Origin of the sequence: Desulfobulbus elongatus DSM 2908, from assembly GCF_000621145.1 — a bacterium.
Taxonomy (GTDB): domain Bacteria; phylum Desulfobacterota; class Desulfobulbia; order Desulfobulbales; family Desulfobulbaceae; genus Desulfobulbus; species Desulfobulbus elongatus.
Genome location: NZ_KK211216.1, coordinates 89,792 through 112,334 on the forward strand (window position 1 = coordinate 89,792; position 22,543 = coordinate 112,334).

Sequence of the window (22,543 nt, forward strand, 5' to 3'; positions counted from 1 at the left end):
TCAACAATCGTATGAAAAATACCTGAATGGAGAGCGGGAGGCAACCGTTCAGGCGCAACCGATCGCCTCTTCGGCCACCAGCCGCGCCTCCCGGTCGGCGGCCAGGATCGCCTCCAGGTCCAGTTCGTCGCCCTGGCCGGTGGCCTCCAGCGTGGTGGCGACCACAGCCGCAATCTGCGTGAACCCGATCCTGCCGGCAAGGAAGGCCGCCACCGCGACCTCGTTGGCGGCGTTGAGCACCGCCGGCTTGACGCCGCCCATGGCCAGCGCCTCGTAGGCCATCTTAAGGGCCGGGAATCGCTGATGATCGGGCTGCTCAAAGGCAAGCCCGCCGCACTGCGCCAGACTGAGACTGGGTAGTGCCAACTCCAACCGCTCGGGATAGGAAAGCGCGTAGGCAATGGGGATGCGCATGTCCGGGATGCCCAACTGGGCCACCACCGAGCCGTCCCGGTATTCCACCAGGGAATGCACGATGGACTGGGGGTGCACCACCACCTCGATCCGCTCCGGCAAAACATCGAACAGCCAGCGGGCCTCGATCACCTCCAGCCCCTTATTCATCAGCGTTGCCGAATCGATGGAAATTTTCCGGCCCATGGTCCAGTTGGGATGTGCCAGAGCCTGGTCGGGAACGGCGGCGGCCAGGGCTTCGGCGTTCCAGGTACGAAAGGGTCCGCCGGAGGCGGTGAGGATAATCCTGGCCACATCTTCCCGGCGGCCGGCCTCCAGGGCCTGAAAGATGGCGCTGTGCTCCGAATCGATGGGCAGAAGGCGCACCCCGTGCGTCCGGACCGCTGCCATGATCAGCCGGCCGGCCATGACCAGGGTTTCCTTGTTGGCCAGGCCGAGATCCTTGCCGGCGCGGATGGCCGCCAAGGCCGGCAGCAATCCCACCGAACCGACCACCGCGGAAACGACCATGTCCGCCGACGGCAGGGCGGCAACCTCACAGTTGCCCTCCATGCCGGTGACAATCCGGGCATGATAGCGCGCGGGCAGCAGCGCCGCAAGGTTTGTGGCCAGGGCCGGCTCGCCCACCGCAATGCATTCCGGTTCGAATTCCCGCACCTGGGCGGCCAGCAACTCGACATTCCGGCCCGCTGACAGGCCGACGACCCTGAATTGTCCGGGAAACTGCCGCACCACCGCCAGGACGTTGCAACCGATGGAACCGGTGGAACCGAGCAGGGACAGGGCTTTCATCACACCAGACCGAAACGAAGCATATAGTAGAGCACCGGCGCGGTGAGCAGGAGACTGTCGAGCCGATCCAGGAGACCGCCGTGACCGAAGAGAATGGTGCCGGAATCCTTGACCCCCACCGATCGCTTGATCATCGATTCGGTCAGATCCCCGACAATGCCGACCATGATCAGGACCATCGCCACAAACAACAGTATCCCCGGATTGGCCGGCTGGGAGAACAACAGATTGACGCCTTCGGCCGCGGCCACCCCGGCGACCATGCCGCCGACCCCGCCCGCCACCGTTTTCTTCGGGCTGATGAGGGGAAACAGCCTGCGCTTGCCGAAGGTCCGGCCGGCATAGTAGGCGCCGGTGTCCGAACCGGCGACAATCGCGACCAGCATGGTCAGCCAAAAGGCCCCCTGCGGGTCGGCCCGCAGCAGGACCATGTGGGCCATGCATCCCGAGATATAAATGGAGGCGAACCCGGCATAGCCGGCGTACTTCAAGGTATCGTCGAGAATGCCGTATCCCTGGAGCGCCAGCACGGCGAGGGTCAGCAGACCGGCCATCATCCCGGCGAGCACCAGGTCGCCCTGCCCGAAAAAGGCGGCCAGCACAGGCCCGAGGCAGCAGACGATCGTGGCCGCGTGCCGCCAGCCCCGCAGGGCCAGGACCATGCGAAAAAATTCATGGAGCGCCAGCACGGCTCCCAGAACGATCACGGCCCAAAACAGTGCGAACGGCCCCCGGAAAAGCAGAAGAAGCCATCCTGCGGCCATGCATATCCCGGGAATAACGCGACTCATCGCACCCTACTCCGCCGTCACCTGCGCACCGGTTTTGCCGAAGCGGCGCTGCCTGAGATGAAAGGTATGAACGGCATCCAGGAACTGCTGTTTTCTAAAATCGGGCCAACGGGTTTCGGTGAAATAGAGTTCGGCATAGGACGCCTGCCACAGGAGAAAATTGGACAGGCGATGCTCGCCGCCGGTGCGGATGACGAGATCCGGATCCGGCTGACCGGCGGTGAAGAGATGGTCGCTGATGGTGGTTTCGGAGAACGTGCGCCAATCGAGGGCACCTTCCTGGCATTGCCTCGCCATCTCCCGGCAGGCCAGTACCAGTTCGCTCCGACCGCCGTAACTGAGCGCCAGGTTCAGGGTCATGCCCCGGCAGGAGCGGGTGTCGGCAATGACCTGCCGCAGTACATCCCGAACGTCTTCGGACAGGCGATCCTGCTCGCCCAGGCAGTGCAGCCGGATATCGTTGCGCACCATGGTTCGCAACTCCGACTGAAGATAGCTTTTCAACAGGCCCATCAATCCGCTGACTTCACCGGCGGGCCGATTCCAGTTTTCCGTCGAAAAGGCATAGAGGGTCAGGACTTCGACCCCGATTTCGCGGGCGGTCTCGACGACCTCCCGAACCGAATCCACGCCCGCCTTGTGGCCGAACAATCGGGGGCGATGCCGCTCCTCGGCCCAGCGCCCGTTGCCGTCCATGATGATGGCCACATGGCGGGGGGCTGGCGGTCTATGTGTGTCTGGTGCATCCACGATCACTGGCACGAGGAGGGCGTTACACCGCCATGACCTCTTTCTCCTTTCCTCCGGCGATCTCATCGACTTGACTGACATAGCCGTCGGTCACCTTTTGCGCCTCTTCCTGCAGCCGGAACATCTCGTCCTCGGAGATGGTCTTGTCCTTCTTCAGCTTCTTCAGGGACTCGTTGGCATCGCGACGGACATTGCGGATGGCGACCTTGTATTCCTCGCCGATCTTCTTGACTTGCTTCACCAGTTCCTTGCGGCGCTCACCGGTGAGCGGGGGAATAGTCAGCCGGACGACATTGCCATCGCTTTGCGGGGTGAGCCCCAATCCGGAGGCCAGAATCGCCTTTTCAATGGCGGGCAGCAGTTGCGGGTCCCATGGTTTGATGGCAATCATGTTGTTCTCGGGAATGGTCAGCGTCCCGACCTGGTCCATGGGCATCTGCGAACCGTAGGCATTCACCTTTATCCCATCGAGCAGGGACAGCGAGGCCCGTCCGGTTCTGATCTTCACCAGTTCCCGTTTCAGGGCCTCGATACTCGACGCCATTTTATCCTGCAGTTGATCGATGATCGCGTTTGTCATAGCATCCTCGCTCCAGCACTTGCGGTCCGTAGAGAATGTGGCACCCGCCAAGGTCGTGGCCGCGCCTTCCGGGTTGCGCCGGAAACCTGTTGGGTTAATTGGAGATGAGCGTGCCGACGTCCTCGCCCATGACCGCCTTGACGATGTTGCCCGGCTTGGTCATGTCAAAAACGAAGATCGGCAGGTTGTTATCCCGGGCCAGGGAAATGCCCGCGGCATCCATGATCCTGAGATCGTCGCGCAGGACCGTGGAGTAGGTCAGGGTATGATACCGGACGGCATTGGCGTCTTTCTCCGGATCACGGTCGTAGACGCCGTCCACCCTGGTCGCCTTCATGATCACGTCGGCCTTGATTTCCAGGGCGCGCAGAACGGCCGCGGTATCGGTGGTGAAATAGGGATTGCCGGTTCCGGCGGCAAAGATGACGATCCGTTTCCGCTCCAGATGCTCAAGCGCCTTCAGGCGCTCATACGGCTCGCACACGTTGAGCATGGTGATGGCCGACATCACTTTGGTCGGTATGCCCAGGCTTTCCAGCCCATCCTGCACCGCCAGCGAGTTCATCACCGTGCCCAGCATGCCCATGTTGTCCGCGGAACTCCGGTCCATGCCGCTGGCCGCTCCGGCAACCCCGCGGAAGATATTGCCGGCGCCGATCACAAGGGCCAGTTCGATCCTGAGATTGTGCAGGGCCTGGATTTCCTGAGACAGGAATTTGACCACATCGGGACTGATCCCATAGGCCTTCTCGCCCATCAGCGCTTCTCCGCTGATTTTCAAGAGCACACGTTTGAATTTCATCCTGCCGCCCCCTGCGACGTATCCGAACGCCGGTCAGGGACGAGTCTGTCCCTGACCGGCGTCACTCTCCAAAAAATATCCGTTATCCGATCTGGAACCGGGCGAATTTCTTGATCGAAATATTCTCGCCCATCTTGGCGACCAGTTCATTCAGCAGATCCTGAACGGTCAAGTCAGGATTCTTCACATATTTTTGTTCCATCAGGCAAACCTCGGCGAGATATTTCTCAATCTTGCCGGAAACGATCTTATCGACGATCTGCTGGGGTTTGCCTGATTCAAGCGCCTGATTGACGTAAATGTCCTTTTCCCGCTGCAGGATATCGGCGGGCACCTCCTCCCGGGTGACGGCAACCGGATTGACGGCGGCGATATGCATGGCGACATTTTTGGCAAAGGCCTTGAAATCATCCGTCTTGGCGACGAAATCGGTTTCGCAGCCGACCTCCACCATCACGCCCAGCTTGCCGCCGGCATGGATGTAGCATTCCACCACCCCTTCCTTGGTTTCGCGGCCGGCACGCTTGGCGGCGACCGCCAGACCTTTTTGCCGCAACAGGTCGACAGCTTTCTCCATGTCACCCGCGGTTTCCGTCAATGCCTTCTTGCAGTCCATCATGCCCGCATTGGTTTTATCGCGCAGTTCCTTCACCATCTGGCTTGTAATAGTCACGTTCCTCTCCTTCTCCCAAAACTGATTTTCAGCAGAACACAAACGTATTTCAGTATGGCAGAGAGGAACCGGCAAAAAATGCATGTTCCGCCGGTTCCTTCCGCAACGACGTCCGCTTCCAGCAGCGGCCGCTTTATTCCTCGTCCATCTTTGCCGCCAGCTCATCCTCGATGCCAGTGGTCATGGCCGCTTCCAACTCGTCGACATTGGCATCGGTTTCTTCGCCCCGGCGCGCTTTTCCCTCAAGGGCCGCTTCGGCCATCATCGAAGTGATCAATTTGATGGCGCGGATCGCGTCGTCGTTGCCGGGAATGACAAAATCGACCCCATCCGGGTCGCAGTTGGTATCGGTGAGGGCGATCACCGGAATACCGAGCTTGTTGGCCTCGCCCACGGCAATATCTTCCTTCTTCGGATCAATGACAAAAAGCACGTCCGGCAGGCTGCGCATGTTTTTGATCCCGCCGATGTTGCGGTCAAGTTTGACCCGTTCTTTTTCCATCTGCAACACCTCCTTTTTGGGAAAGCGGTTGATCGATCCGTCGGCCTGCATGGCCTCGATTTTCTTAAGGCGATCAACGGAGTGCCGGATGGTCTGGAAATTGGTCAACATGCCGCCAAGCCAGCGATGATTGATGTAGAACATGCCGCAACGATTGGCTTCTTCCTGAATGATGGTCTGCCCTTGCCGCTTGGTGCAGACAAAAAGTACCGACCCGCCGTTGGCGACGGTGTCGACCATGGCGCCGTATGCCTTTTTGAACAGCTTCATGGTGATGTCAAGATTGACGATATAAATGCCGTTCCGGGGACCGTAAATGTAGGGTTTCATCTTCGGATTCCACCGCCTGGTCTGATGACCGAAGTGAAGTCCCGCCTCAAGCATCTGCCGCATCGTGACCGTTGTCATAGCTACTCCTCTGTTTTGGTTTTTCCTCCATCCCTCGGCCAATTCCACCCAACGGGGGAACACCAAAGAGCCGTTCAAGGGGATGTGTGTGATGAAGCCGGCCCTTGATCAGATACCGGCGTCTGCAAAATGAACCCTTCTTCTTATCACGATAAATCATGAATTTCAAGAGCGGCTTGTTGCCTCGCCGACTTCGCATGGGACAAGAGCCGACCACGGCTTATCTCCCGGCCAGCTTCCCGCCTCCACCCAGAACAGTTGTCAGCCAATCAAAGCCGAAACGCAACAGGGCGCCATCATCCTTCATGATTCGGCGCCGTTCGTCCTTGGTAAGTCTGTAACGGGCGAGAAGGTCGTGCTTTTCCGCATAGGAACGGAAGTCATCAATATTATAACACACCATGAATGCGAGTTGCTGATACGGCCCTGCGGTCCCCTCGCCGGCCCAGGGGTTGGAGGCAAACAGCGCATCCATCTCAGCCCATTGATCGTTGTACCGGTTACATTCATCGAGCATCTGGTCCCGTTCCCACTGGCGGATGGAATAGCGGCGGTTTTCAAAATGCCCCTGGCAATACGGGTGGTGTGTCATGAAATAGTGGACGCGCAGCGCCTGACCGCGACCGGGATGTTCAACGCCCCGTTCGAGGGGATAGGTTCGACACGCCGAGGGACGATTTGCGTACACGCCGCACCCGGATTCGGTGAGAAAAGGGCAAGAACGTTGCCCATCCTCCCGCATGGTCAATTGCAATCCGGGAAAAAAGGGATGGCTCCCCGCGCACAGGCGCGTGTGGGTACGGAGAAACTCCGATGAGTGCATCTTGAGATGATTCTTCAGTAAAACGACATCATAGGGAAACAACAGCATGTCCACATTACAGCAGCAGGTGCGAAAGCAACTCACCTCGGGATGACAATGGAACTGGAAGGTTCCATCCGCAATCAACGTGCGGTCTGGAGGCAGAAGAGGGGCACAATCCATCGCAGTATACGCATAGATAAAAAAAGCTGGCATGAATACTCATGCCAGCTCGGATCAAATGAAAACGGCTCCACGTTTATTGCGTTTGCTCGACGCTCGCCTCGCCCGTGGATTCGCTATAATCAACCAGTTCGAGAATAGCCATCGGTGCGGCGTCACCCATCCGCGAACCTGTGCGAATGATACGGGTGTAGCCTCCCTTTCGTTCGGCGTATTGACTGCTCAATTGATCAAACAGTTTGGCAACGATGCTCTTGGAACGAATATAGGCCAGCGCTTGCCGCCGCGCATGCAAATCGCCCTTTTTCCCAAGCGTGATCATCTGTTCGGCCACCCGCCGGGCCTCTTTCGCTTTCGCGACAGTGGTTACGATGCGCTCTTGATCAAGTAGCGAAGTGACCATATTCCGTAACATGGCATCACGATGTGAAGAAGTTCGGCCAAGTCTACGGCCAGCTTTTCTATGTCTCATGGTCTATCCTTTCGTCGTTAGCAAAAATTATCCCGGGCGAAAAAAAGATTATTCCTCAGGTTTATCTTCCCGCTTTTCCGGAACCACCCATCCGTCGTACTTCATCCCCAAGGTTAAATTATGTTCGGCCAGCAGCGCCTTGATCTCGTTCAACGATTTGCGGCCAAAGTTTTTCGTCTTCAGCATTTCGGCGTCAGTCTTGGTGACCAGCTGGCCAATATACTGAATCTGTGCGTTTTTCAGGCAATTAGCGGACCGAACCGACAGTTCAAGATCTTCAACGTTTTTATCCAAAAAGGGCGGATAGGCCTTACCGTCATCATCTCCATCGGCATTATCCGGTGCCTTGGCAATCTCTTCGTTGAAATTGATGAAGATCGTCATCTGTTCCTTCAGAATCTTGGCAGCATACGCCAAGGCGTTCTGAGGTTCAACACTGCCATCGGTTTCAATCTCCATCGTCAGGCGATCATAATCAGTTTGCTGACCAACCCGGGCCTGACTGACAACGTACTGCACCCGCTTGATGGGTGAGAATGCCGAATCAACGGGAATGACGCCTATTGGCTGTCCGTCCTTCTTGTTGTATTCGGCTGAGACATAGCCCTTGCCCCAATGCACCTCAAGTTCGGCGCGAAAGGTCGTTTCACTGGTGATCGTGCAAATGACCAACTCGGGATTCATGACCTCGACGTACGCGCCACCATTGATGTCGCCGGCGTAGACCTTCCCCGGACCTACTTTTTCAAGCAGGACCGTCCGGGCATCGGGTCCGTTGAGCTTCAACCGAACTTGTTTTAAATTGAGAATTATTTCAGCAACATCCTCATGCACACCGTCGATGGTGGTAAATTCATGCAGGGCATCATTCAACCGGACAGAGGTAATGGCCGCACCCCGGATGGAAGAAAGCATGATCCGCCGAAGGGAGTTGCCAATGGTGGTTGCAAACCCTCGTTCCAAAGGCTGACAGACAAACTTACCGTAACGGTTGGTCAGTGAACCCTCATCAACTTCAAGCTTTTCGGGAACGATGAGAGTATGCCAGTTATTGTAAAAGGGATTTTCATCCCGTATTTCTTGTGCCATGCAATACCTATAACGATAGAAAGTTACTTGGAATACAACTCGACAATGAGTTGCTCCTGAATGGGCATCGTTATTTCATCACGGTTTGGCAATGCGGTAACAACACATTGAAATTTTGTTTGATCAAGTTCAAGCCAACTGGGCAGGCCACGACGGACGGCGCCTTCGAGATTATCCACGATAATCGGATTTTTCTGATTTTTTTCCTTCAAGGCAATGACATCGCCCGCTTTGACCTGATAGGAAGGAATGTTGACTTTTTTTCCGTTGATCGTAAACAGATTGTGCCGAACCATCTGACGCGCCTGATCACGCGAACTCGCAAAACCTGCTCTATAGAGGGCATTGTCAAATCTGCGCTCCAGCATGATCAGCAAAATCTCGCCGGTTACTCCTTTCGCTCTGTCGGCCTTCTCAAAATACCGACGAAACTGGGCTTCCAACATGCCATACATTTGTTTGACTTTCTGCTTTTCCCGGAGCTGAACGGCATAGTCAGAAACCTTCTTGAACCGGTTCTGGCCATGCTGGCCCGGAGCAAATGAACGTCTTTCAAAGGCGCATTTGTCCGAATAACAACGATCTCCCTTGAGAAACATCTTCAGATTTTCTCGTCTGCAGAGTCTGCAGGATGCTCCTGTATATCTAGCCAACTTATACCTCCAATAATTGCCTTGGATACCAACAAGACATCAATAACGGATGAAAATGAAAGACAGCTTACACACGCCTTCTTTTGGGAGGCTTACAGCCGTTGTGAGGCAATGGGGTGACATCAATGATGCGGGTAACATCAAGCTCGACTGTCGTTAAGGCACGCAACGCCGCTTCACGTCCAGGTCCAGGTCCCTTGACTCGCACCTCGACTTTGCGCAATCCGTGCTCTTTCGCCTTGGCAACAGCATCGCTCAACGCATTCTGCGCCGCAAAAGGGGTTGATTTTCTCGATCCCTTGAAACCAAGAACGCCGGCGCTCGCCCACGACAAGGTATTGCCCTGGCGGTCAGAAACGGTGACAACAGTATTGTTGAACGTCGAATAGATGAATACGATCCCTTCAGAAACGTTCTTTTTGTCTTTTTTCTTAACTTTTACGTTAACCTTACCTGCTTTTGCCATGTTTTCTCCTGATGACCCGTCCTAGCAAAGCCTTCGATGAAATGACCGTTATTTTTTTCGAACTGCGGCCCCGCGGCGGGGACCTTTCCGTGTACGGGCGTTTGTCTTTGTTCTTTGTCCGTTGACAGGCAGCCCTCTTCTATGACGTCGTCCCCGATAGCAGCCGAGATCCATGAGCCGTTTAATATCCATGGATACTTCACGTCTCCGGTCACCCTCGACAACATATTCGTTTTCAATAATGGTCCGAACTCGGTTGACATCGTCAGCACTCAGATCATCGCTGTTCATCTGATAAGGAAGATCCGCCTTATCGAGAATTTGGCGAGCCGTCGTTAAACCAATGCCGTAAATATAGGTCAGCGCTCGATCCATGTGTTTGTTGCGCGGTAAATCCACGCCAGCTATACGTGCCAAATTCGTGCTCCTTTATCAAAACTTGCTCAGATTAGTTACAAGGAATTATCCTTGACGCTGCTTATGCTTTTTATTCGCACAGGCAACCCGAACGACACCTTTCCGTTTTAAAATTTTGCATTCGCTGCATATCTTCTTGACAGATGACCGGACCTTCATAGCGCGCCTCAAACTGTATTTTATTTGTTTTTCCCCTTCCCGCCTTTCGCGCGAAAAGTAACTCTTCCCCTTGTCAAGTCGTAAGGAGAGAGTTCAACTGTCACCCTATCACCGGGTAGAATTTTTATATAATGCATGCGCATCTTCCCTGAAATATGCGCCAATACCTTATGCCCATTGTCCAATTCAACTTGAAACATGGCATTGGGCAAAGGTTCGATGATGGTTCCTTCGACTTCGATGGCCTCTTCTTTTGCCATAAATTTCCGCTACTCCTGATCGATCGAACGAAGCTGTAACTATTATCGGACTATGGTTGTTTTTTCAAGCATTTTTAACTGCCGACGGCAACACACCGCCCGATGGCTTCAAACTGAGAATTCTCGGCCCTTCGGAGCCGATGGCCACGGAGTGCTCAAAATGCGCTGAGGGTTTTCGATCAGCTGTCACCACTGTCCACTGATCTTGCAGGATCTTGACCTTGGCCCCGCCCATATTGACCATCGGCTCTATGGCCAAAACCATGCCTTCCATTATCCGCGGTGATGCCTGCCGCTGGTAGAAATTCGGAACCTCCGGAGGCTCGTGCAACTGAGCGCCAATGCCATGCCCAACAAATTGGCGGACAACCGTAAATCCATGCGCCTCAACATGCTGTTGAACGGCGCGGGACACGTCAGCGATTCTGTTGCCCACTCTGGCCTGCGCAATACCTTTCTGCAGCGCAGTCTTCGTCACTTCGATCAAGAGTGCGACCTGCGCCGCTACGGTCCCGACGGCAACGGTGACGGCTGCGTCACCATAAAATCCTTTGTAGCGCGCACCAAAATCCAGAGAAACAATGTCGCCTTGGCGAAGGATTTTTTTCTTCGACGGGATGCCATGCACGACCTCTTCGTTCACAGATGCGCACAGACTCGCAGGAAAACCTTTATATCCCTTGAATGCGGGCTGTGCGCCATGATCGCAGCAGTACTCCTCCGCCAGTCGATCCAACTCAAACGTCGAGATCCCTTCAGCGACCCTCGTCTCCAACAGCCCGAGAACACCGGAGACAATTTGATTCGCCTGGAAGAGCAACTCGATTTCTTCCGGCGTCTTTAGTGTAATCGCGTGATCGGAATAACTGTTCGCCACAACAACTCAATGCCTTCCTCTGATGCGGCCGGATTTCATGAATCCATCGTAATTCCGCATGACCAGGTGTGATTCGATCTGAGCGATGGTGTCTATTGAGACTCCCACAACAATGAGCAGCGCCGTTCCTCCAAAATAAAAAGGAACATTAAGCTGTTGAATGAGCAACGTCGGCATGACGCACACCGCACTCAGATAGACAGCTCCCACGACAGTAAGTCGGACGAGAGCGTGATCAAGGAATTCCGCTGTCTTTTTCCCGGGCCTGATACCCGGGATAAATCCTCCGTTCTTTTTCAGATTCTCGGCGACGTCGTCCGGCTTGAACGTGACAGCGGTGTAAAAGAAACAAAAAAAGACGATCATACCGACATACATGGTGTAGTAATAGACGGTTCCCGGTGAAAGTGCGGCAGAAAATCGTTGCACCCAATCAATGTGGATAAAAGATCCAATGGTTGCCGGAAACATCATGATCGACGAGGCAAAAATTGGAGGGATGACACCCGAAACATTAATTTTCAACGGCAAATGCGAAGATTGACCACCGTAGACACGCCTGCCGACAACACGCTTAGCATACTGAATGGGAATACGTCGTTGTGATGTTTCCACAAAAATAATGAATCCGACCACCAAAAACATCATGACCACGATGATCGGCAAAAAAATCAGGGACAGTTCGCCTGATTTGATCAACTCGACCGTATTGCCGACTGCCGCAGGCATCCGGGCGACAATACCGGCAAAAATGATCATGGAAATGCCGTTGCCAATACCTCGTTCCGTCATCTGCTCTCCGAGCCACATAATAAACGCGGTACCGGAAGTAAGCGTCAAAACCGTCATCAACCTGAATTGAAGACTGGGATCAATAACGATAGGGACACCGTTCGGGCTTGTCATGCTTTCCAAACCAGTGGCGATGAAAAATCCCTGAATCACGGAAAGAACGACGGTTCCGTATCGAGTATATTTGGTGATTGTTCTTTTCCCGGCCTCACCTTCTTTTGAGAGCGATTCAAGTTGAGGAACAACAACGGTCAACAATTGAATGATAATTGAAGCCGAAATATATGGCATGATCCCCAAGGCAAAAATTGAGAAATTCTCCAGCGCACCTCCGGAAAACATGTTGAACATACCAAACAGTGTGCTCGCATTTTTCTCAAAGAAAGCCGCAAGTGCATCACCATTGATACCGGGCGTGGGAATTTGCACCCCCATTCTGTAGACCAAAAGCATCAAGAGAGTGAAAATCACTCTCTTGCGTAACTCCGGTATACTGGCTGCGCTGATGAGACCGCTCATCCGTTACCCCTCGACCGAACCACCGGCGGCAATTATTTTTTCTTTTGCCCCTTGGCTGACCTTGTCAACCTGCACCGTCAGCGCCTTGTTGATTTCGCCATTCGCCAGCACCTTGACGGGACCGGCCTTTTTCACATAACCGGCGGTGACCAAAGCTGCGTAATCGACAATGCTTCCAGCATCAAACGTATTAAGCTGGTCCAACGAAACCAAGTTGCAGACTTGCTTAAAAATGTTGTTGAACCCTCTTTTTGGAAGCCGACGATGAAGCGGCATCTGCCCGCCTTCAAAACCGGGCCGGGCGCTGTAACCCGAACGCGCGCGCGCTCCTTTGTGACCACGGGCCGCCGTTTTGCCGCTACCGCTCCCCGGACCACGCCCGACACGTTTTTTGGCTTTCCGGGCTCCCTCACTTGGTGCAAGATTATTCAATGTGAGCATCTGTTACCCCTCGATTTTGACAAGGTGCAGCACCTTGGAAAGCATTCCGCGTAACTCGGGTGTATCTTTTCTGGTCACAGTCTTGTGCATCTTTGTGAGCCCGAGTCCGATAAGAGTTGCCCGGATAGCCTTGGTGCTGCCGATATAGCTTTTTATCTGCGAATAGGTGATTGTATCCTTCATGATGCGATCTTCCTGTAATGAACTAATCAGGCAACCATCTCCTCGACCCTCTGGTTGCGTAGCCTGGCAATCTGCTCAGCGGTTCTCAACTTCCTTAAACCGTCCAGGGTTGCTTTCACCAAATTGTGCGGGTTATTCGAGCCAAGGCATTTTGTCAGGATATTCTGTACACCTGCTGCCTCAAGAACGGCGCGAACGGCACCACCGGCGATGACTCCGGTACCGTCTGAAGCGGGCTTGAGCATGACACTGCCTGATTTAAACTTGCCAACAATGTCATGGGGGATGGAAACAGTCGTCAGCGAGACATTCTGCATATCTTTCCTCGCCTGTTCGATCCCCTTGCGAATGGCTTCAGGCACTTGGTTGGCTTTGCCGAGGCCATAACCAACCTTGCCGTTTCCATCTCCCACCACAACGATGGCACTGAAGCTGAAACGACGACCGCCCTTGACAACCTTAGCAACACGGTTGATATACACTATTTTTTCGATGAGCTCTTCCTGAACCCCTTCCTTTGCTCGCTTAAACTCAGCCAAGAAACACCCCCGTTTGGTTATGTAATCGATCAACCATAGAACAAGATCCGCTAAAACTCCAGCCCGCCCTCGCGTGCGCCATCGGATAACGCCTTGACGCGACCATGATACAAATAGCCACCGCGATCAAAGACAACCCTGTCAATTCCCGCAGCCTTCGCCTTGGCGGCTATAAGGAGGCCGATCTTTTTGGCCTGTTCACATTTTCCATTCAACTCACTGTCATCGAAGTTCTTGTCTCCGGTGGACAGTGCGACCAAGGTCTGGCTTTGCGTGTCGTCGATGAGTTGCACGTAAATGTGCCGATTGCTCCGGTACACACTCATTCGAGGTCGTTCAGCAGTCCCGGTGATTTTAACGCGGATACGCTGCACCCGCTTTTTCCTTGCAGTAACTTTTGGGTTCGTCTTAGCCATTCTAATTGACCACGTATGTGATGATATTATTTTTTACCGCCCGCCTTGCCGACCTTGCGGACGATGTGTTCGCTGTCATAGCGAATACCTTTCCCCTTATAGGGCTCAGGTTTTCGAATACTCCTGATTTGTGCAGCGGTCAAGCCAACGAGTTCCTTATCGATACCTTGCAAAACAATTGAATTGTCTTTGTCGACTGTGGCCAAAACACCTTCAGGCAAAACAAAATCTACCGTGCTGGAGTAGCCGACATTCAATGAAAGCGTCCGGCCGGCAACACTTGCCCTGTATCCGACCCCCTCGACCACGAGTTTTTTTGAAAACCCCTGATCAACCCCCACGATCATGTTGTTCACCAGAGAACGGGTCATCCCCCAAAAAGCCATGACTCGCTTACTCGTGCCTTTCGGAGTACACAACACAAGATTGTCTTGAAGCTTGACCTCAATTTCAGGACGGACTGATCGCTCAAGAATCCCCTTGCTCCCCGAAACCTTAATATTTGTCCCCTGTATCTCAACCTTGACACCGTTGGGAACTGGTATCGGTTGTTTACCGATTCTGGACATTCCTCTCTCCTTTTACAAAATACTTTCGTATTTCACCAAATTTCACACAGCACTTCACCGCCCACGTTCAACTGTCGCGCTTCCTTATCGGTTATTACCCCTTGAGAAGTGGTCAGAATGGCGACACCAAGGCCGCTCATCACTTTCGGGATCTTATCACTCGGCTTATACTGACGGTGCCCTGGCTTACTCACACGGCGAACACCATTGATAACGCGTTCATTGTTGGCCCCGTACTTCAGATCGATTTTCAATGTGCCCTGAGGACCATCCCCGAGAACATGATATTCCTCAATGAATCCTTCTTTCTTCAGCACATTGGCGACACTCACCTTTAAATTCGAGAGTGGCATTTCAACTGAACGAAAGCGCGATTTGGTGGCATTTCGTATTCTTGTCAGCATATCTGCCAACGGATCACTCATGGACATTGAACGTTCCTCTTGCTAGGATTGACTACTTGAAACTCAAGCGCTCAAGCTTTACCAACTCGACTTGGTGACTCCGGTGATCTCGCCCTGAGATGCGAGCTTACGGAAGCATAATCTACACAGCCCGAATTTACGGAAGTAAGCTCGAGCACGACCACAGAGCGGGCAGCGGTTATATGCGCGTACAGAAAATTTGGGCTTACGACTCGCCTTGGCAATGAGTGATTTTTTTGCCACAGATTCCTCCTCAACAGTAGACGAACTCTTCAAATATTCATTTCTTTTTAAATGGCATCCCGAGGGCGTCCAACAGAGCTCGGGCATTTTCATCATTTTTTGCCGAAGTAACGATGGTGACATTCAAACCTCGGATCTGATCAATTTTATCATAATCAATCTCCGGGAAAATAATGTGCTCCGTCACTCCCATGGAAAAATTACCTCTACCATCAAACCCCTTGGGAGAGACGCCCCGAAAGTCGCGAACCCTTGGCAGGGCTATGTTGATGAGCTTGGAAAGAAAATCGTACATCCGGTCTTTGCGGAGCGTAACCCTAGCTCCAATCGGCATGCCAGCACGCAACTTAAAGGTCGCGATGGACTTCTTTGCTTTTGTCACCACGGCTTTCTGACCAGCAATCAAAGTAAGCTCTTGGGCGGCCTTCTCAACCACTTTGGGGTTCTGAACAGCATCCCCTAATCCCATATTCAGAACAATTTTTTCAATTCTGGGTATATCCATCACATTGGTTACACCGAGTTGTTTCTGAAGAGATTCTTTCAGTTCATTTTCATATTGTTCTTTTAGCGTGGCCATTATGTACTCCGTAAACAGGCAAGGCTATTTGCTCGCAGTCGCAATTGTTGCTTGACACTTTTTGCATACGCGAACTTTCGTTCCGTCTTCCAGCAATTTTTTCCCAATTTTAACCGTTTCGGCACATTCGGGGCAAACGAGCATCACATTTGAAATATGAATTGACGCCTCTTTCTCAACAATCTGCCCAGATTGAGCAGCCGTTGCCTTTTGATGTTTTTTTATCATATTGATACGCTCGACAACGATCCGTTCTCTTCCCCTGTCAATGCGTAATACCTTGCCTACTCTCCCTTTATCTTTGCCGGTGATTACTTCAACCTTGTCGTTAACCCGCAAGTTCGTGTGTCCTTGGCGCATGATTATATTTCCTCAATCGCTCTGATAATAAATGTTCAATTAGAGTACTTCTGGAGCAAGGGATATAATTTTCATAAAGCCGAGTGAACGAAGTTCGCGAGCAATCGGCCCAAAAATACGCGTGCCTATAGGTTCACCGTTATTCGCCAACAGAACCGCAGCATTTTCATCAAATTTGACGCTTGTATCTTCGGGGCGCTTGATCGATTTAACGGTTCGCACCACAACAGCATTCAATACATCGCCCTTTTTGACCTTTGCATGCGGGATCGCCTCTTTTACTGTGACAACAATAATGTCACCAATACTAGCATATCGTTTCCGGGTGCCTCCCAAGACTCGAATACAGAGCACTTTTTTGGCACCGGAATTATCGGCAACATTTAAAACGGTTTCTGTCTGGATCATGACCTCACCCGATTATCAACTCAAATCAACACTATAAGCTGTTCGTTTATTCGCAAGCCGCTTTAGGCGGCACGTTCAATAATATTACGCACCAACCATCGTTTCTTTTTAGAAAGCGGACGACATTCTTCTATCAAAACCAGATCACCAATTTGACATTGGTTCGTGGCGTCATGAGCCATATATTTTACCTGTTGCCGAATATATTTTCCGTAAAGCTTATGCGGTATCTTTCGTTCGACAACCACGACGACGCTTTTATCCATCTTATTACTGACAACGAAGCCCTGTCGTGTTTTCTTTACTTGTTCGCTCATTTTTATATCCAAAAACAATGATTGAGGTTAGGCAACTATTTTTGATTTCTCTCTGCAAGCACGGTTTGGATTCGAGCAATATCCTTTCTCAGGACGCCAAGCTTGGCTGGATTTTCAAGGCGACGAATACCGTGTTTGAATCGTAACTTAAAAAGATCTTCCCGCAACTCGGCATTTTTTTTGAGAAGATCGTCGATGGAAAGAGTTCTGAGTTCCTTTGTTTTCATATCGAATTACTCTTGCTGACGACTGTGGTCGGGAAGGGAAGCTTAAAACTTGCCAGTCTCAAGGCCTCAAGGGCTAATTCTTCAGGCACCCCTTTTATTTCATATAAGATTCTTCCTGGATGAATGGTTGCCACCCAATATTCAGGCGATCCTTTACCCTTCCCCATACGGGTCTCGGCGGGCTTCTTGGTAATTGGCTTGTCCGGAAAAATGCGAATCCAAAGTTGCCCGCCACGTTTGACCTTGCGGTTAATAGCGATACGGGCCGCTTCTATCTGCTGAGAGGTCATCCGGCCGCACCCCAAAGCTTTCAGGGCAAAATCACCGAAGGCAAGATCGGAACCGCGATAGGCTTCTCCGCGCATCCTTCCCTTGAACTGCTTTCTATGCTTAACTTTGCGAGGACTTAGCATGATTTCGAACTCCTAATGGGCTTCGCGCAGATGAATTTGCGCCATTGCAGATCAATTGGTCTGCGAAATCTGTTCAGCAATCGGTTCGGAGTCGGCAAGAATTTCACCTTTAAAGATCCAAACCTTAACGCCAATGATTCCATATGTCGTTTTTGCTTCGGCAGTGCCGTAATCAATATCGGCACGAAGAGTATGAAGGGGTACCCGCCCTTCCTTAAACCACTCTGTACGCGACATCTCCGCACCGCCAAGCCGGCCGGAGCAGGAAATCTTAATACCTTGCACGCCGAAACGGAGGGCAGAATTTATGGATTTCTTCATGGCGCGCCGGAAGGCGATGCGGCGCTCAAGCTGTGTGGCAATATTCTCGGCGACCAACTGAGCGTCAGCTTCTGGACGGCGGACTTCCTGAATATCAATAAAACAGATTCGCTTAAACTTCTGTTCAAGTTCTTTTTTTAGCCCCTCGATTTCAGTGCCTTTCTTCCCGATGACAATACCAGGGCGAGCTGTAAAAAGTTTAATCTTGACTTTATCGCCTGTTCTCTCGATCACGATCCGTGAAACACCGGCATGATATAACCTCTGTTTCAGGAATTTGCGAATAAGCTGATCCTGGTGCAGATTGTTGGCATATTCCTTATCAGCATACCAGATGGATTCCCACGATCGCGTGATATTGATGCGCAGTCCAATGGGATTAACTTTTTGTCCCAAGATGATCCTCCGTTCCCTCTACAGTTAATCTCTAAATGTTTCGCTTGTACGGGGCTAGGCCTCAGCAACAACTACCGTGATGTGACTCGTTCGCTTGAGGATACGCGTAGCACGTCCCTGAGCGCGCGGACTGAAACGCTTGAGCATGGGTCCACCATCGATGGTAATCTCCTTGACATACAAAATGTCAACATCAATCGATTCCATTTGATCTGCATTGGCCACTGCTGATTCAAGCACCTTGCGAATGATCCTTGCCGCTTTTTTAGGCATAAAGCGTAAGGTCGTTACCGCTTGCTCGGCATTCATTCCACGAATGACGTCTGCAACCAGACGTGCTTTTTGAGGAGAAATGCGAATATATTTTGCGACGGCTCTCGTCTCCATCGTTTCACTCCTGAAAGGGACTTACAGTAAAATCGAAAGGCTATTTGCCTTTTTTATCCGAAGCATGACCATAGTAGGTCCGAGTCGGCGCGAATTCACCCAATTTATGCCCTACCATGTTTTCCGTCACATAGACCGGGATGAATTTGTTGCCATTATGCACCGCAAAGGTCAGTCCAACCATTTCAGGCAGGATGTCAGAACGGCGAGACCAGGTTTTAATGACTTTACGTGACCCAGTTTCTTGTGCCTGCTCGACCTTTCTGATCAAATGATCATCGACAAATGGGCCTTTTTTTATTGATCGGGCCATAAATATTCTCTCCTTTCACTAGCTCCGCTTGTTGACAATATCACGATCAGAGGTCTTACGTTTCCTTGTTTTAAAGCCTTTTGTCGGCATGCCCCACGGCGAGCACGGATGACGTCCGCCGGAACTTTTTCCCTCGCCGCCACCCATCGGATGGTCAACAGGGTTCATTGCCACGCCGCGTACCGAGGGACGAATGCCTTTCCAACGCGCCCGGCCGGCCTTGCCCAGCTTCTGGCTGCCGTGCTCCGGATTACCGACTTGGCCGATACACGCCCGGCACTCTTTATTAAACTTCCGCACTTCACCGGACGGCAGCTTGACCAGCACCTGATTGCCATCCTTTGCCATCAACTGGGCAGCAGCACCGGCTGAGCGAACCAACTGGGCTCCTTTGCCGATCTTCATTTCAATGTTGTGAATCACCGTGCCCAAAGGAATGTTGAACATGGGCAGACAGTTCCCCAACTTAATGTCAACCCCCGAACCCGAGATAACCGTATCGCCCACAACCAATCCATTGGGAGCCAAAATATAGGTCTTTTCACCGTCAGCATAGGTGAGCAGGGCTAGGTTCGCCGAACGGTTGGGATCATATTCAATGGCGGTAACCTTGGCGGGGATACCGGTTTTGTTTCGTTTCCAATCAATAATTCTGTATTTCCGCTTGTGACCGCCACCTTTATGCCGAGCCGTTATCCTACCATAGACATTCCGTCCGCCGGTCTTTTGCAAGGTAGTGACGAGTCCTTTTTCTGGTTCCTTATCTGACAGCAAATCCTGCTGCACGGAAACGTGATGGCGCTTACCAGGTGATGTCGGCTTGTGGATTTTTATAGACATTGCAATTCCTATAATCTAATCTCGGCTGATTTGAATCGGTTCAATCTGGATCAAAGCTCATCAAGGAAATTGATCTTTCCCTCAGCAAGAGTAATATATGCTTTCTTCCAATCACTTGTTCTACCCGTAGATTTAGCACCTACCCGTTTTTGTTTGCCTATCATATTGACTGTCGCTATCTTGGAAACCTTAACATTGAAAAGCGATTCAACAGCCTTTTTGATTTCAATTTTATTGGCACGACCATCGACTTCAAAAACAACCTTATTTTGTGACTCTTGAAGAAAATTACCTTTTTCTGTCAAGCAAGGACTTTTAATCACATCGTATATTGCTTTCATGCCATCAGCCTCTCTTCAATTTTAGCAAGACTTGATTGAACCAGCATTAATTTGGAATGCTTCAAAATATCATAGACGTTGAGTCCTGCAACTGGCAAAACATTGAAGCCAACTACATTCCGAGCGGATAAGGACATTTTATCATCCACATCCCCTGTGATGATCAAGCAATTGTCGAACTGAAAATTCTTCATGATTCCGACAAAATCTTTCGTCTTGATCTCAGGCAATTCAAACGAATCAACAACAACAAGATTTCCTTCCTGGTGGCGGGCACTCATGGCCATTTTCAGGGCAAGTCTTCTGACCTTCTTTGGCATCGAGTAGCTGTAATCACGTGGTTGTGGACCGAAAACAGTACCACCGCCACGCCAAACAGGGGAAGTTCTGCTGCCTGACCGTGCCCGACCTGTTCCCTTTTGCCGCCATGGCTTGGCACCACCACCACTCACTTCACCGCGTGTCTTGGTGCATGCATTGCCGCTTCTGCGATTCGCACGCTGCATGCAAACCACCTCGTGCAGAATCCCGGTGTTGATCTCCACATTAAACAGCGAGTCGTTGAGTTCGATTTCGCCAACTTTTTCGGCTCGAGTATTTAAGACATCACAAACTGCCATGAGAATCTCCTTAAAAGCAGTTCCGGCGATTACGCTTTTGAATAAATGTTGAGGATGCCGTTTGTGGCGCCGGGCGTCGTGCCATGAACCAGCAAAACATTTTCCTCGGTTCGTACGTCGATGACCTTCAGATTTTTTTGCGTGACCACGTCGTTGCCCATACGGCCTGGCAACCGTTTTCCTTTCAGCACTCTGGAAGGCCATGCACTGCAACCGATAGATCCGGGAGCGCGGTGAAAATTGGAGCCATGGGTCTTCCGACCACCGGCAAAGCCATGCCGCCTCACAACACCTTGGAATCCCCGGCCTTTGCTTTTTCCAGATATATCGACAAGATCTCCAGTGGAAAAAACATCGGAGAGAGTGATTTGCTGTCCGACTTCATAGGCTTCCGGATCAGAAACCCTGAATTCCTTAATATGGTAATAGCCTTTTCCGCCGGACCGCTTGAAATGTCCCGCTTCCGGTTTATTCAAGCGTGATTCCTTTTTTTCGATAAAGCCTACCTGGATGGCGTTGTATCCTTCCTTTCCCACTGTCTTCTTCTGCAGTATCGTACAAGGTCCAGCTTCAATGACGGTGACAGGTATGGAACGACCGTTTTCGTCGTACACGCGGGTCATTCCTACCTTCCGCCCCAATAATCCTTTCGTCTTCGGCATCTGTCTACCTGAATTCAGTTCTTCATCACGTGGATGATTGGACGTTTATCGTTCAACCGCACTTTCGACTCCGGGCGGCATCAGGGCAGCTTGATCTCCACATCGACTCCTGCCGACAGCTCAAGCTTCATGAGCGAATCAATCGTTTGCTGGGTGGGCTCCAAAATATCCAACAAGCGCCGATGGGTTCGCATCTCAAACTGCTCACGGGACTTCTTGTCCACATGGGGCGACCTCAGTACGGTGTACTTGTTGATACTGGTTGGCAACGGAATCGGCCCCACAATGGTTGCGCCCGTGCGCCTGGCAGTATCAACTATTTCCTTGGTCGAGAGATCAAGCAGTTTATGATCGTATCCCTTTAATCTGATACGAATTTTATCCGTAGGAATCATCGGATCTCCTCTTATTCGATAATTTCGCTGATAACGCCAGCGCCAACGGTCCGGCCACCCTCACGGATCGCAAAGCGAAGTCCCGCCTCCATGGCGATCGGTGTGATCAACTCGCCGGTGATGTGGATGTTGTCACCAGGCATCACCATCTCCACTCCCTCTTCAAGGGTCACCACGCCCGTCACATCCGTCGTCCGAAAGTAAAATTGCGGACGGTAACCATTGAAAAACGGCGTGTGACGACCACCCTCTTCCTTGGTCAGGATATAGGCCTCCGCCTTGAACTTCTTGTGCGGCTTGATCGAGCCGGGTTTGGCCAGCACCTGACCGCGCACAACCTCCTCACGCTTGACGCCGCGAAGCAAGGCGCCAATGTTGTCGCCCGCCTGACCCTCGTCAAGCAGCTTCCGGAACATCTCCACGCCCGTGCACGTCGTCTTGCTCGTCGGACGGATACCAACGATCTCCACCTCGTCACCCACGTGGATGACGCCGCGCTCGATACGACCCGTCGCCACCGTGCCACGCCCCGATATGGAGAACACATCCTCAACAGGCATCAAAAACGGCTTGTCGATCGCTCGCTCAGGCTGCGGAATATACGTGTCCACCGCCTCCATCAGATCCCAGATGCACTTGGCCTTGACCTCGTCCTCCGGATACTCCAACGCATTCAGTGCCGAACCCTGGATGATCGGAATCTCGTCGCCGGGAAAATCATACTTGTCCAACAACTCCCGTAACTC

The 22,543-nt window shown here is 52.0% G+C and carries 39 protein-coding genes; all 39 read right to left on the bottom strand.

Features of this window, described 5'->3' with window-relative positions; genetic code table 11:
- Nucleotides 1-48 precede the first annotated feature (48 nt).
- Nucleotides 49-1,206, bottom strand: coding sequence for a 1-deoxy-D-xylulose-5-phosphate reductoisomerase (locus Q362_RS0118220; protein ID WP_028319769.1), 1,158 nt, complete (start codon nucleotides 1,204-1,206; stop codon nucleotides 49-51).
- Nucleotides 1,206-1,997, bottom strand: a complete 792-nt coding sequence (locus tag Q362_RS0118225; protein ID WP_028319770.1) for a phosphatidate cytidylyltransferase — start codon at nucleotides 1,995-1,997, stop codon at nucleotides 1,206-1,208. Before Q362_RS0118225 ends, Q362_RS0118220 begins: the two co-directional genes overlap by 1 nt.
- Before the next feature lie 6 nt (nucleotides 1,998-2,003).
- Nucleotides 2,004-2,828, bottom strand: a complete 825-nt coding sequence (locus Q362_RS0118230) for an undecaprenyl pyrophosphate synthase (RefSeq protein ID WP_425389243.1) — start codon at nucleotides 2,826-2,828, stop codon at nucleotides 2,004-2,006.
- Nucleotides 2,770-3,327 carry a ribosome recycling factor gene (gene frr / locus Q362_RS0118235; RefSeq protein ID WP_028319772.1) on the bottom strand — a complete coding sequence of 186 codons (558 nt, stop codon included), beginning with the start codon at nucleotides 3,325-3,327 and terminating at the stop codon, nucleotides 2,770-2,772. The genes Q362_RS0118230 and frr overlap by 59 nt, the downstream gene beginning before the upstream one ends.
- Before the next feature lie 94 nt (nucleotides 3,328-3,421).
- Nucleotides 3,422-4,129 carry a UMP kinase gene (gene pyrH, locus Q362_RS0118240; RefSeq protein ID WP_028319773.1) on the bottom strand — a complete coding sequence of 236 codons (708 nt, stop codon included), beginning with the start codon at nucleotides 4,127-4,129 and terminating at the stop codon, nucleotides 3,422-3,424.
- An 82-nt stretch (nucleotides 4,130-4,211) separates the two neighbouring features.
- Nucleotides 4,212-4,802 carry a translation elongation factor Ts gene (gene tsf, locus Q362_RS0118245; protein ID WP_028319774.1) on the bottom strand — a complete coding sequence of 197 codons (591 nt, stop codon included), beginning with the start codon at nucleotides 4,800-4,802 and terminating at the stop codon, nucleotides 4,212-4,214.
- Between the two features lie 133 nt (nucleotides 4,803-4,935).
- On the bottom strand, nucleotides 4,936-5,712 hold the full coding sequence (gene rpsB / locus Q362_RS0118250) for a 30S ribosomal protein S2 (RefSeq protein WP_028319775.1): 777 nt from the start codon (nucleotides 5,710-5,712) through the stop codon (nucleotides 4,936-4,938).
- Nucleotides 5,713-5,932: 220 nt separating this feature from the next.
- Nucleotides 5,933-6,730, bottom strand: a complete 798-nt coding sequence (locus Q362_RS0118255; RefSeq protein WP_245590275.1) for a YkgJ family cysteine cluster protein — start codon at nucleotides 6,728-6,730, stop codon at nucleotides 5,933-5,935.
- A 43-nt stretch (nucleotides 6,731-6,773) separates the two neighbouring features.
- Complete coding sequence (gene rplQ, locus Q362_RS0118260; protein WP_028319777.1) at nucleotides 6,774-7,169, bottom strand: 50S ribosomal protein L17; 396 nt, start codon at nucleotides 7,167-7,169, stop codon at nucleotides 6,774-6,776.
- 48 nt (nucleotides 7,170-7,217) lie between these two features.
- The gene (locus Q362_RS0118265; protein WP_028319778.1) at nucleotides 7,218-8,258 is read right to left on the bottom strand and encodes a DNA-directed RNA polymerase subunit alpha; all 1,041 of its coding nucleotides are present in this window, start codon (nucleotides 8,256-8,258) and stop codon (nucleotides 7,218-7,220) included.
- 23 nt (nucleotides 8,259-8,281) lie between these two features.
- The gene (rpsD, locus tag Q362_RS0118270) at nucleotides 8,282-8,911 is read right to left on the bottom strand and encodes a 30S ribosomal protein S4 (RefSeq protein ID WP_028319779.1); all 630 of its coding nucleotides are present in this window, start codon (nucleotides 8,909-8,911) and stop codon (nucleotides 8,282-8,284) included.
- A gap of 67 nt (nucleotides 8,912-8,978) precedes the next feature.
- Nucleotides 8,979-9,377, bottom strand: a complete 399-nt coding sequence (gene rpsK / locus Q362_RS0118275) for a 30S ribosomal protein S11 (protein ID WP_028319780.1) — start codon at nucleotides 9,375-9,377, stop codon at nucleotides 8,979-8,981.
- A 48-nt stretch (nucleotides 9,378-9,425) separates the two neighbouring features.
- Entirely contained in the window at nucleotides 9,426-9,794 is a 369-nt protein-coding gene (rpsM, locus tag Q362_RS0118280; protein WP_028319781.1) for a 30S ribosomal protein S13, read from the bottom strand.
- Nucleotides 9,795-9,839: 45 nt separating this feature from the next.
- Nucleotides 9,840-9,953, bottom strand: coding sequence for a 50S ribosomal protein L36 (rpmJ, locus tag Q362_RS23280; protein WP_081457946.1), 114 nt, complete (start codon nucleotides 9,951-9,953; stop codon nucleotides 9,840-9,842).
- A gap of 20 nt (nucleotides 9,954-9,973) precedes the next feature.
- Nucleotides 9,974-10,213, bottom strand: coding sequence for a translation initiation factor IF-1 (gene infA / locus Q362_RS0118285; protein ID WP_028319782.1), 240 nt, complete (start codon nucleotides 10,211-10,213; stop codon nucleotides 9,974-9,976).
- Nucleotides 10,214-10,277: 64 nt separating this feature from the next.
- Nucleotides 10,278-11,090: a type I methionyl aminopeptidase gene (gene map, locus Q362_RS0118290; RefSeq protein ID WP_084313008.1), complete on the bottom strand. Its 813-nt coding sequence runs from the start codon at nucleotides 11,088-11,090 to the stop codon at nucleotides 10,278-10,280.
- A 6-nt stretch (nucleotides 11,091-11,096) separates the two neighbouring features.
- On the bottom strand, nucleotides 11,097-12,401 hold the full coding sequence (secY, locus tag Q362_RS0118295; RefSeq protein WP_028319784.1) for a preprotein translocase subunit SecY: 1,305 nt from the start codon (nucleotides 12,399-12,401) through the stop codon (nucleotides 11,097-11,099).
- A gap of 3 nt (nucleotides 12,402-12,404) precedes the next feature.
- A complete protein-coding gene (gene rplO, locus Q362_RS0118300) occupies nucleotides 12,405-12,842 on the bottom strand; it encodes a 50S ribosomal protein L15 (protein ID WP_028319785.1) in 438 nt (145 codons plus the stop codon).
- 3 nt (nucleotides 12,843-12,845) lie between these two features.
- Nucleotides 12,846-13,025, bottom strand: a complete 180-nt coding sequence (gene rpmD, locus Q362_RS0118305) for a 50S ribosomal protein L30 (RefSeq protein WP_028319786.1) — start codon at nucleotides 13,023-13,025, stop codon at nucleotides 12,846-12,848.
- A gap of 26 nt (nucleotides 13,026-13,051) precedes the next feature.
- A complete protein-coding gene (gene rpsE / locus Q362_RS0118310) occupies nucleotides 13,052-13,564 on the bottom strand; it encodes a 30S ribosomal protein S5 (RefSeq protein WP_035217220.1) in 513 nt (170 codons plus the stop codon).
- Nucleotides 13,565-13,614: 50 nt separating this feature from the next.
- A complete protein-coding gene (gene rplR / locus Q362_RS0118315; protein WP_028319788.1) occupies nucleotides 13,615-13,980 on the bottom strand; it encodes a 50S ribosomal protein L18 in 366 nt (121 codons plus the stop codon).
- A gap of 26 nt (nucleotides 13,981-14,006) precedes the next feature.
- Nucleotides 14,007-14,549 carry a 50S ribosomal protein L6 gene (gene rplF / locus Q362_RS0118320; RefSeq protein WP_028319789.1) on the bottom strand — a complete coding sequence of 181 codons (543 nt, stop codon included), beginning with the start codon at nucleotides 14,547-14,549 and terminating at the stop codon, nucleotides 14,007-14,009.
- A gap of 32 nt (nucleotides 14,550-14,581) precedes the next feature.
- Nucleotides 14,582-14,980, bottom strand: coding sequence for a 30S ribosomal protein S8 (gene rpsH / locus Q362_RS0118325; RefSeq protein WP_028319790.1), 399 nt, complete (start codon nucleotides 14,978-14,980; stop codon nucleotides 14,582-14,584).
- A gap of 51 nt (nucleotides 14,981-15,031) precedes the next feature.
- The gene (locus Q362_RS23285) at nucleotides 15,032-15,217 is read right to left on the bottom strand and encodes a type Z 30S ribosomal protein S14 (RefSeq protein ID WP_084313010.1); all 186 of its coding nucleotides are present in this window, start codon (nucleotides 15,215-15,217) and stop codon (nucleotides 15,032-15,034) included.
- A gap of 37 nt (nucleotides 15,218-15,254) precedes the next feature.
- A complete protein-coding gene (rplE, locus tag Q362_RS0118330; RefSeq protein ID WP_028319791.1) occupies nucleotides 15,255-15,797 on the bottom strand; it encodes a 50S ribosomal protein L5 in 543 nt (180 codons plus the stop codon).
- Nucleotides 15,798-15,821: 24 nt separating this feature from the next.
- Nucleotides 15,822-16,157 carry a 50S ribosomal protein L24 gene (gene rplX / locus Q362_RS0118335; protein ID WP_028319792.1) on the bottom strand — a complete coding sequence of 112 codons (336 nt, stop codon included), beginning with the start codon at nucleotides 16,155-16,157 and terminating at the stop codon, nucleotides 15,822-15,824.
- A 39-nt stretch (nucleotides 16,158-16,196) separates the two neighbouring features.
- Nucleotides 16,197-16,565, bottom strand: a complete 369-nt coding sequence (gene rplN / locus Q362_RS0118340; RefSeq protein ID WP_028319793.1) for a 50S ribosomal protein L14 — start codon at nucleotides 16,563-16,565, stop codon at nucleotides 16,197-16,199.
- A gap of 62 nt (nucleotides 16,566-16,627) precedes the next feature.
- Nucleotides 16,628-16,882 (bottom strand): 30S ribosomal protein S17, encoded by a 255-nt coding sequence (gene rpsQ / locus Q362_RS0118345; protein ID WP_028319794.1) that lies wholly within the window; start codon nucleotides 16,880-16,882, stop codon nucleotides 16,628-16,630.
- Between the two features lie 35 nt (nucleotides 16,883-16,917).
- Nucleotides 16,918-17,109 carry a 50S ribosomal protein L29 gene (gene rpmC / locus Q362_RS23290; RefSeq protein WP_084313012.1) on the bottom strand — a complete coding sequence of 64 codons (192 nt, stop codon included), beginning with the start codon at nucleotides 17,107-17,109 and terminating at the stop codon, nucleotides 16,918-16,920.
- On the bottom strand, nucleotides 17,106-17,522 hold the full coding sequence (gene rplP / locus Q362_RS0118355; RefSeq protein ID WP_028319795.1) for a 50S ribosomal protein L16: 417 nt from the start codon (nucleotides 17,520-17,522) through the stop codon (nucleotides 17,106-17,108). Before rplP ends, rpmC begins: the two co-directional genes overlap by 4 nt.
- Before the next feature lie 51 nt (nucleotides 17,523-17,573).
- The gene (gene rpsC, locus Q362_RS0118360) at nucleotides 17,574-18,239 is read right to left on the bottom strand and encodes a 30S ribosomal protein S3 (RefSeq protein WP_028319796.1); all 666 of its coding nucleotides are present in this window, start codon (nucleotides 18,237-18,239) and stop codon (nucleotides 17,574-17,576) included.
- A 54-nt stretch (nucleotides 18,240-18,293) separates the two neighbouring features.
- A complete protein-coding gene (rplV, locus tag Q362_RS0118365) occupies nucleotides 18,294-18,626 on the bottom strand; it encodes a 50S ribosomal protein L22 (protein WP_028319797.1) in 333 nt (110 codons plus the stop codon).
- A gap of 40 nt (nucleotides 18,627-18,666) precedes the next feature.
- Nucleotides 18,667-18,939 (bottom strand): 30S ribosomal protein S19, encoded by a 273-nt coding sequence (rpsS, locus tag Q362_RS23295; RefSeq protein WP_084313014.1) that lies wholly within the window; start codon nucleotides 18,937-18,939, stop codon nucleotides 18,667-18,669.
- Between the two features lie 18 nt (nucleotides 18,940-18,957).
- Entirely contained in the window at nucleotides 18,958-19,779 is an 822-nt protein-coding gene (rplB, locus tag Q362_RS0118370) for a 50S ribosomal protein L2 (RefSeq protein WP_028319798.1), read from the bottom strand.
- A 50-nt stretch (nucleotides 19,780-19,829) separates the two neighbouring features.
- Entirely contained in the window at nucleotides 19,830-20,120 is a 291-nt protein-coding gene (locus Q362_RS23300; RefSeq protein WP_084313016.1) for a 50S ribosomal protein L23, read from the bottom strand.
- On the bottom strand, nucleotides 20,117-20,740 hold the full coding sequence (gene rplD, locus Q362_RS0118375) for a 50S ribosomal protein L4 (RefSeq protein ID WP_028319799.1): 624 nt from the start codon (nucleotides 20,738-20,740) through the stop codon (nucleotides 20,117-20,119). Before rplD ends, Q362_RS23300 begins: the two co-directional genes overlap by 4 nt.
- A 29-nt stretch (nucleotides 20,741-20,769) precedes the next feature.
- Nucleotides 20,770-21,402 (bottom strand): 50S ribosomal protein L3, encoded by a 633-nt coding sequence (gene rplC / locus Q362_RS0118380; protein WP_028319800.1) that lies wholly within the window; start codon nucleotides 21,400-21,402, stop codon nucleotides 20,770-20,772.
- A gap of 80 nt (nucleotides 21,403-21,482) precedes the next feature.
- Complete coding sequence (rpsJ, locus tag Q362_RS0118385) at nucleotides 21,483-21,794, bottom strand: 30S ribosomal protein S10 (RefSeq protein WP_028319801.1); 312 nt, start codon at nucleotides 21,792-21,794, stop codon at nucleotides 21,483-21,485.
- A 14-nt stretch (nucleotides 21,795-21,808) separates the two neighbouring features.
- On the bottom strand, nucleotides 21,809-22,543 hold a 735-nt coding region (locus Q362_RS0118390; RefSeq protein ID WP_028319802.1), incomplete at its 5' end, for an EF-Tu C-terminal domain-related protein.

Excerpts from the sequence above, each read along its gene's own strand:
- Q362_RS0118220 (WP_028319769.1), bottom strand. The coding sequence starts at position 1,206 with ATGAAAGCCCTGTCCCTGCTCGGTTCCACCGGTTCCATCGGTTGCAAC.
- Q362_RS0118225 (WP_028319770.1), bottom strand. The coding sequence starts at position 1,997 with ATGAGTCGCGTTATTCCCGGGATATGCATGGCCGCAGGATGGCTTCTT.
- Q362_RS0118230 (WP_425389243.1), bottom strand. The coding sequence starts at position 2,828 with ATGTCAGTCAAGTCGATGAGATCGCCGGAGGAAAGGAGAAAGAGGTCA.
- frr (WP_028319772.1), bottom strand. The coding sequence starts at position 3,327 with ATGACAAACGCGATCATCGATCAACTGCAGGATAAAATGGCGTCGAGT.
- pyrH (WP_028319773.1), bottom strand. The coding sequence starts at position 4,129 with ATGAAATTCAAACGTGTGCTCTTGAAAATCAGCGGAGAAGCGCTGATG.
- rpsB (WP_028319775.1), bottom strand. The coding sequence starts at position 5,712 with ATGACAACGGTCACGATGCGGCAGATGCTTGAGGCGGGACTTCACTTC.
- Q362_RS0118255 (WP_245590275.1), bottom strand. The coding sequence starts at position 6,730 with ATGCCAGCTTTTTTTATCTATGCGTATACTGCGATGGATTGTGCCCCT.
- rplQ (WP_028319777.1), bottom strand. The coding sequence starts at position 7,169 with ATGAGACATAGAAAAGCTGGCCGTAGACTTGGCCGAACTTCTTCACAT.
- Q362_RS0118265 (WP_028319778.1), bottom strand. The coding sequence starts at position 8,258 with ATGGCACAAGAAATACGGGATGAAAATCCCTTTTACAATAACTGGCAT.
- rpsK (WP_028319780.1), bottom strand. The coding sequence starts at position 9,377 with ATGGCAAAAGCAGGTAAGGTTAACGTAAAAGTTAAGAAAAAAGACAAA.
- rpmJ (WP_081457946.1), bottom strand. The coding sequence starts at position 9,953 with ATGAAGGTCCGGTCATCTGTCAAGAAGATATGCAGCGAATGCAAAATT.
- infA (WP_028319782.1), bottom strand. The coding sequence starts at position 10,213 with ATGGCAAAAGAAGAGGCCATCGAAGTCGAAGGAACCATCATCGAACCT.
- secY (WP_028319784.1), bottom strand. The coding sequence starts at position 12,401 with ATGAGCGGTCTCATCAGCGCAGCCAGTATACCGGAGTTACGCAAGAGA.
- rplO (WP_028319785.1), bottom strand. The coding sequence starts at position 12,842 with ATGCTCACATTGAATAATCTTGCACCAAGTGAGGGAGCCCGGAAAGCC.
- rpmD (WP_028319786.1), bottom strand. The coding sequence starts at position 13,025 with ATGAAGGATACAATCACCTATTCGCAGATAAAAAGCTATATCGGCAGC.
- rplR (WP_028319788.1), bottom strand. The coding sequence starts at position 13,980 with ATGGCTAAGACGAACCCAAAAGTTACTGCAAGGAAAAAGCGGGTGCAG.
- rplF (WP_028319789.1), bottom strand. The coding sequence starts at position 14,549 with ATGTCCAGAATCGGTAAACAACCGATACCAGTTCCCAACGGTGTCAAG.
- rpsH (WP_028319790.1), bottom strand. The coding sequence starts at position 14,980 with ATGTCCATGAGTGATCCGTTGGCAGATATGCTGACAAGAATACGAAAT.
- rplE (WP_028319791.1), bottom strand. The coding sequence starts at position 15,797 with ATGGCCACGCTAAAAGAACAATATGAAAATGAACTGAAAGAATCTCTT.
- rplX (WP_028319792.1), bottom strand. The coding sequence starts at position 16,157 with ATGCGCCAAGGACACACGAACTTGCGGGTTAACGACAAGGTTGAAGTA.
- rplN (WP_028319793.1), bottom strand. The coding sequence starts at position 16,565 with ATGATCCAGACAGAAACCGTTTTAAATGTTGCCGATAATTCCGGTGCC.
- rpsQ (WP_028319794.1), bottom strand. The coding sequence starts at position 16,882 with ATGAGCGAACAAGTAAAGAAAACACGACAGGGCTTCGTTGTCAGTAAT.
- rpmC (WP_084313012.1), bottom strand. The coding sequence starts at position 17,109 with ATGAAAACAAAGGAACTCAGAACTCTTTCCATCGACGATCTTCTCAAA.
- rplP (WP_028319795.1), bottom strand. The coding sequence starts at position 17,522 with ATGCTAAGTCCTCGCAAAGTTAAGCATAGAAAGCAGTTCAAGGGAAGG.
- rplV (WP_028319797.1), bottom strand. The coding sequence starts at position 18,626 with ATGGAGACGAGAGCCGTCGCAAAATATATTCGCATTTCTCCTCAAAAA.
- rpsS (WP_084313014.1), bottom strand. The coding sequence starts at position 18,939 with ATGGCCCGATCAATAAAAAAAGGCCCATTTGTCGATGATCATTTGATC.
- rplB (WP_028319798.1), bottom strand. The coding sequence starts at position 19,779 with ATGTCTATAAAAATCCACAAGCCGACATCACCTGGTAAGCGCCATCAC.
- Q362_RS23300 (WP_084313016.1), bottom strand. The coding sequence starts at position 20,120 with ATGAAAGCAATATACGATGTGATTAAAAGTCCTTGCTTGACAGAAAAA.
- rplD (WP_028319799.1), bottom strand. The coding sequence starts at position 20,740 with ATGGCAGTTTGTGATGTCTTAAATACTCGAGCCGAAAAAGTTGGCGAA.
- rplC (WP_028319800.1), bottom strand. The coding sequence starts at position 21,402 with ATGCCGAAGACGAAAGGATTATTGGGGCGGAAGGTAGGAATGACCCGC.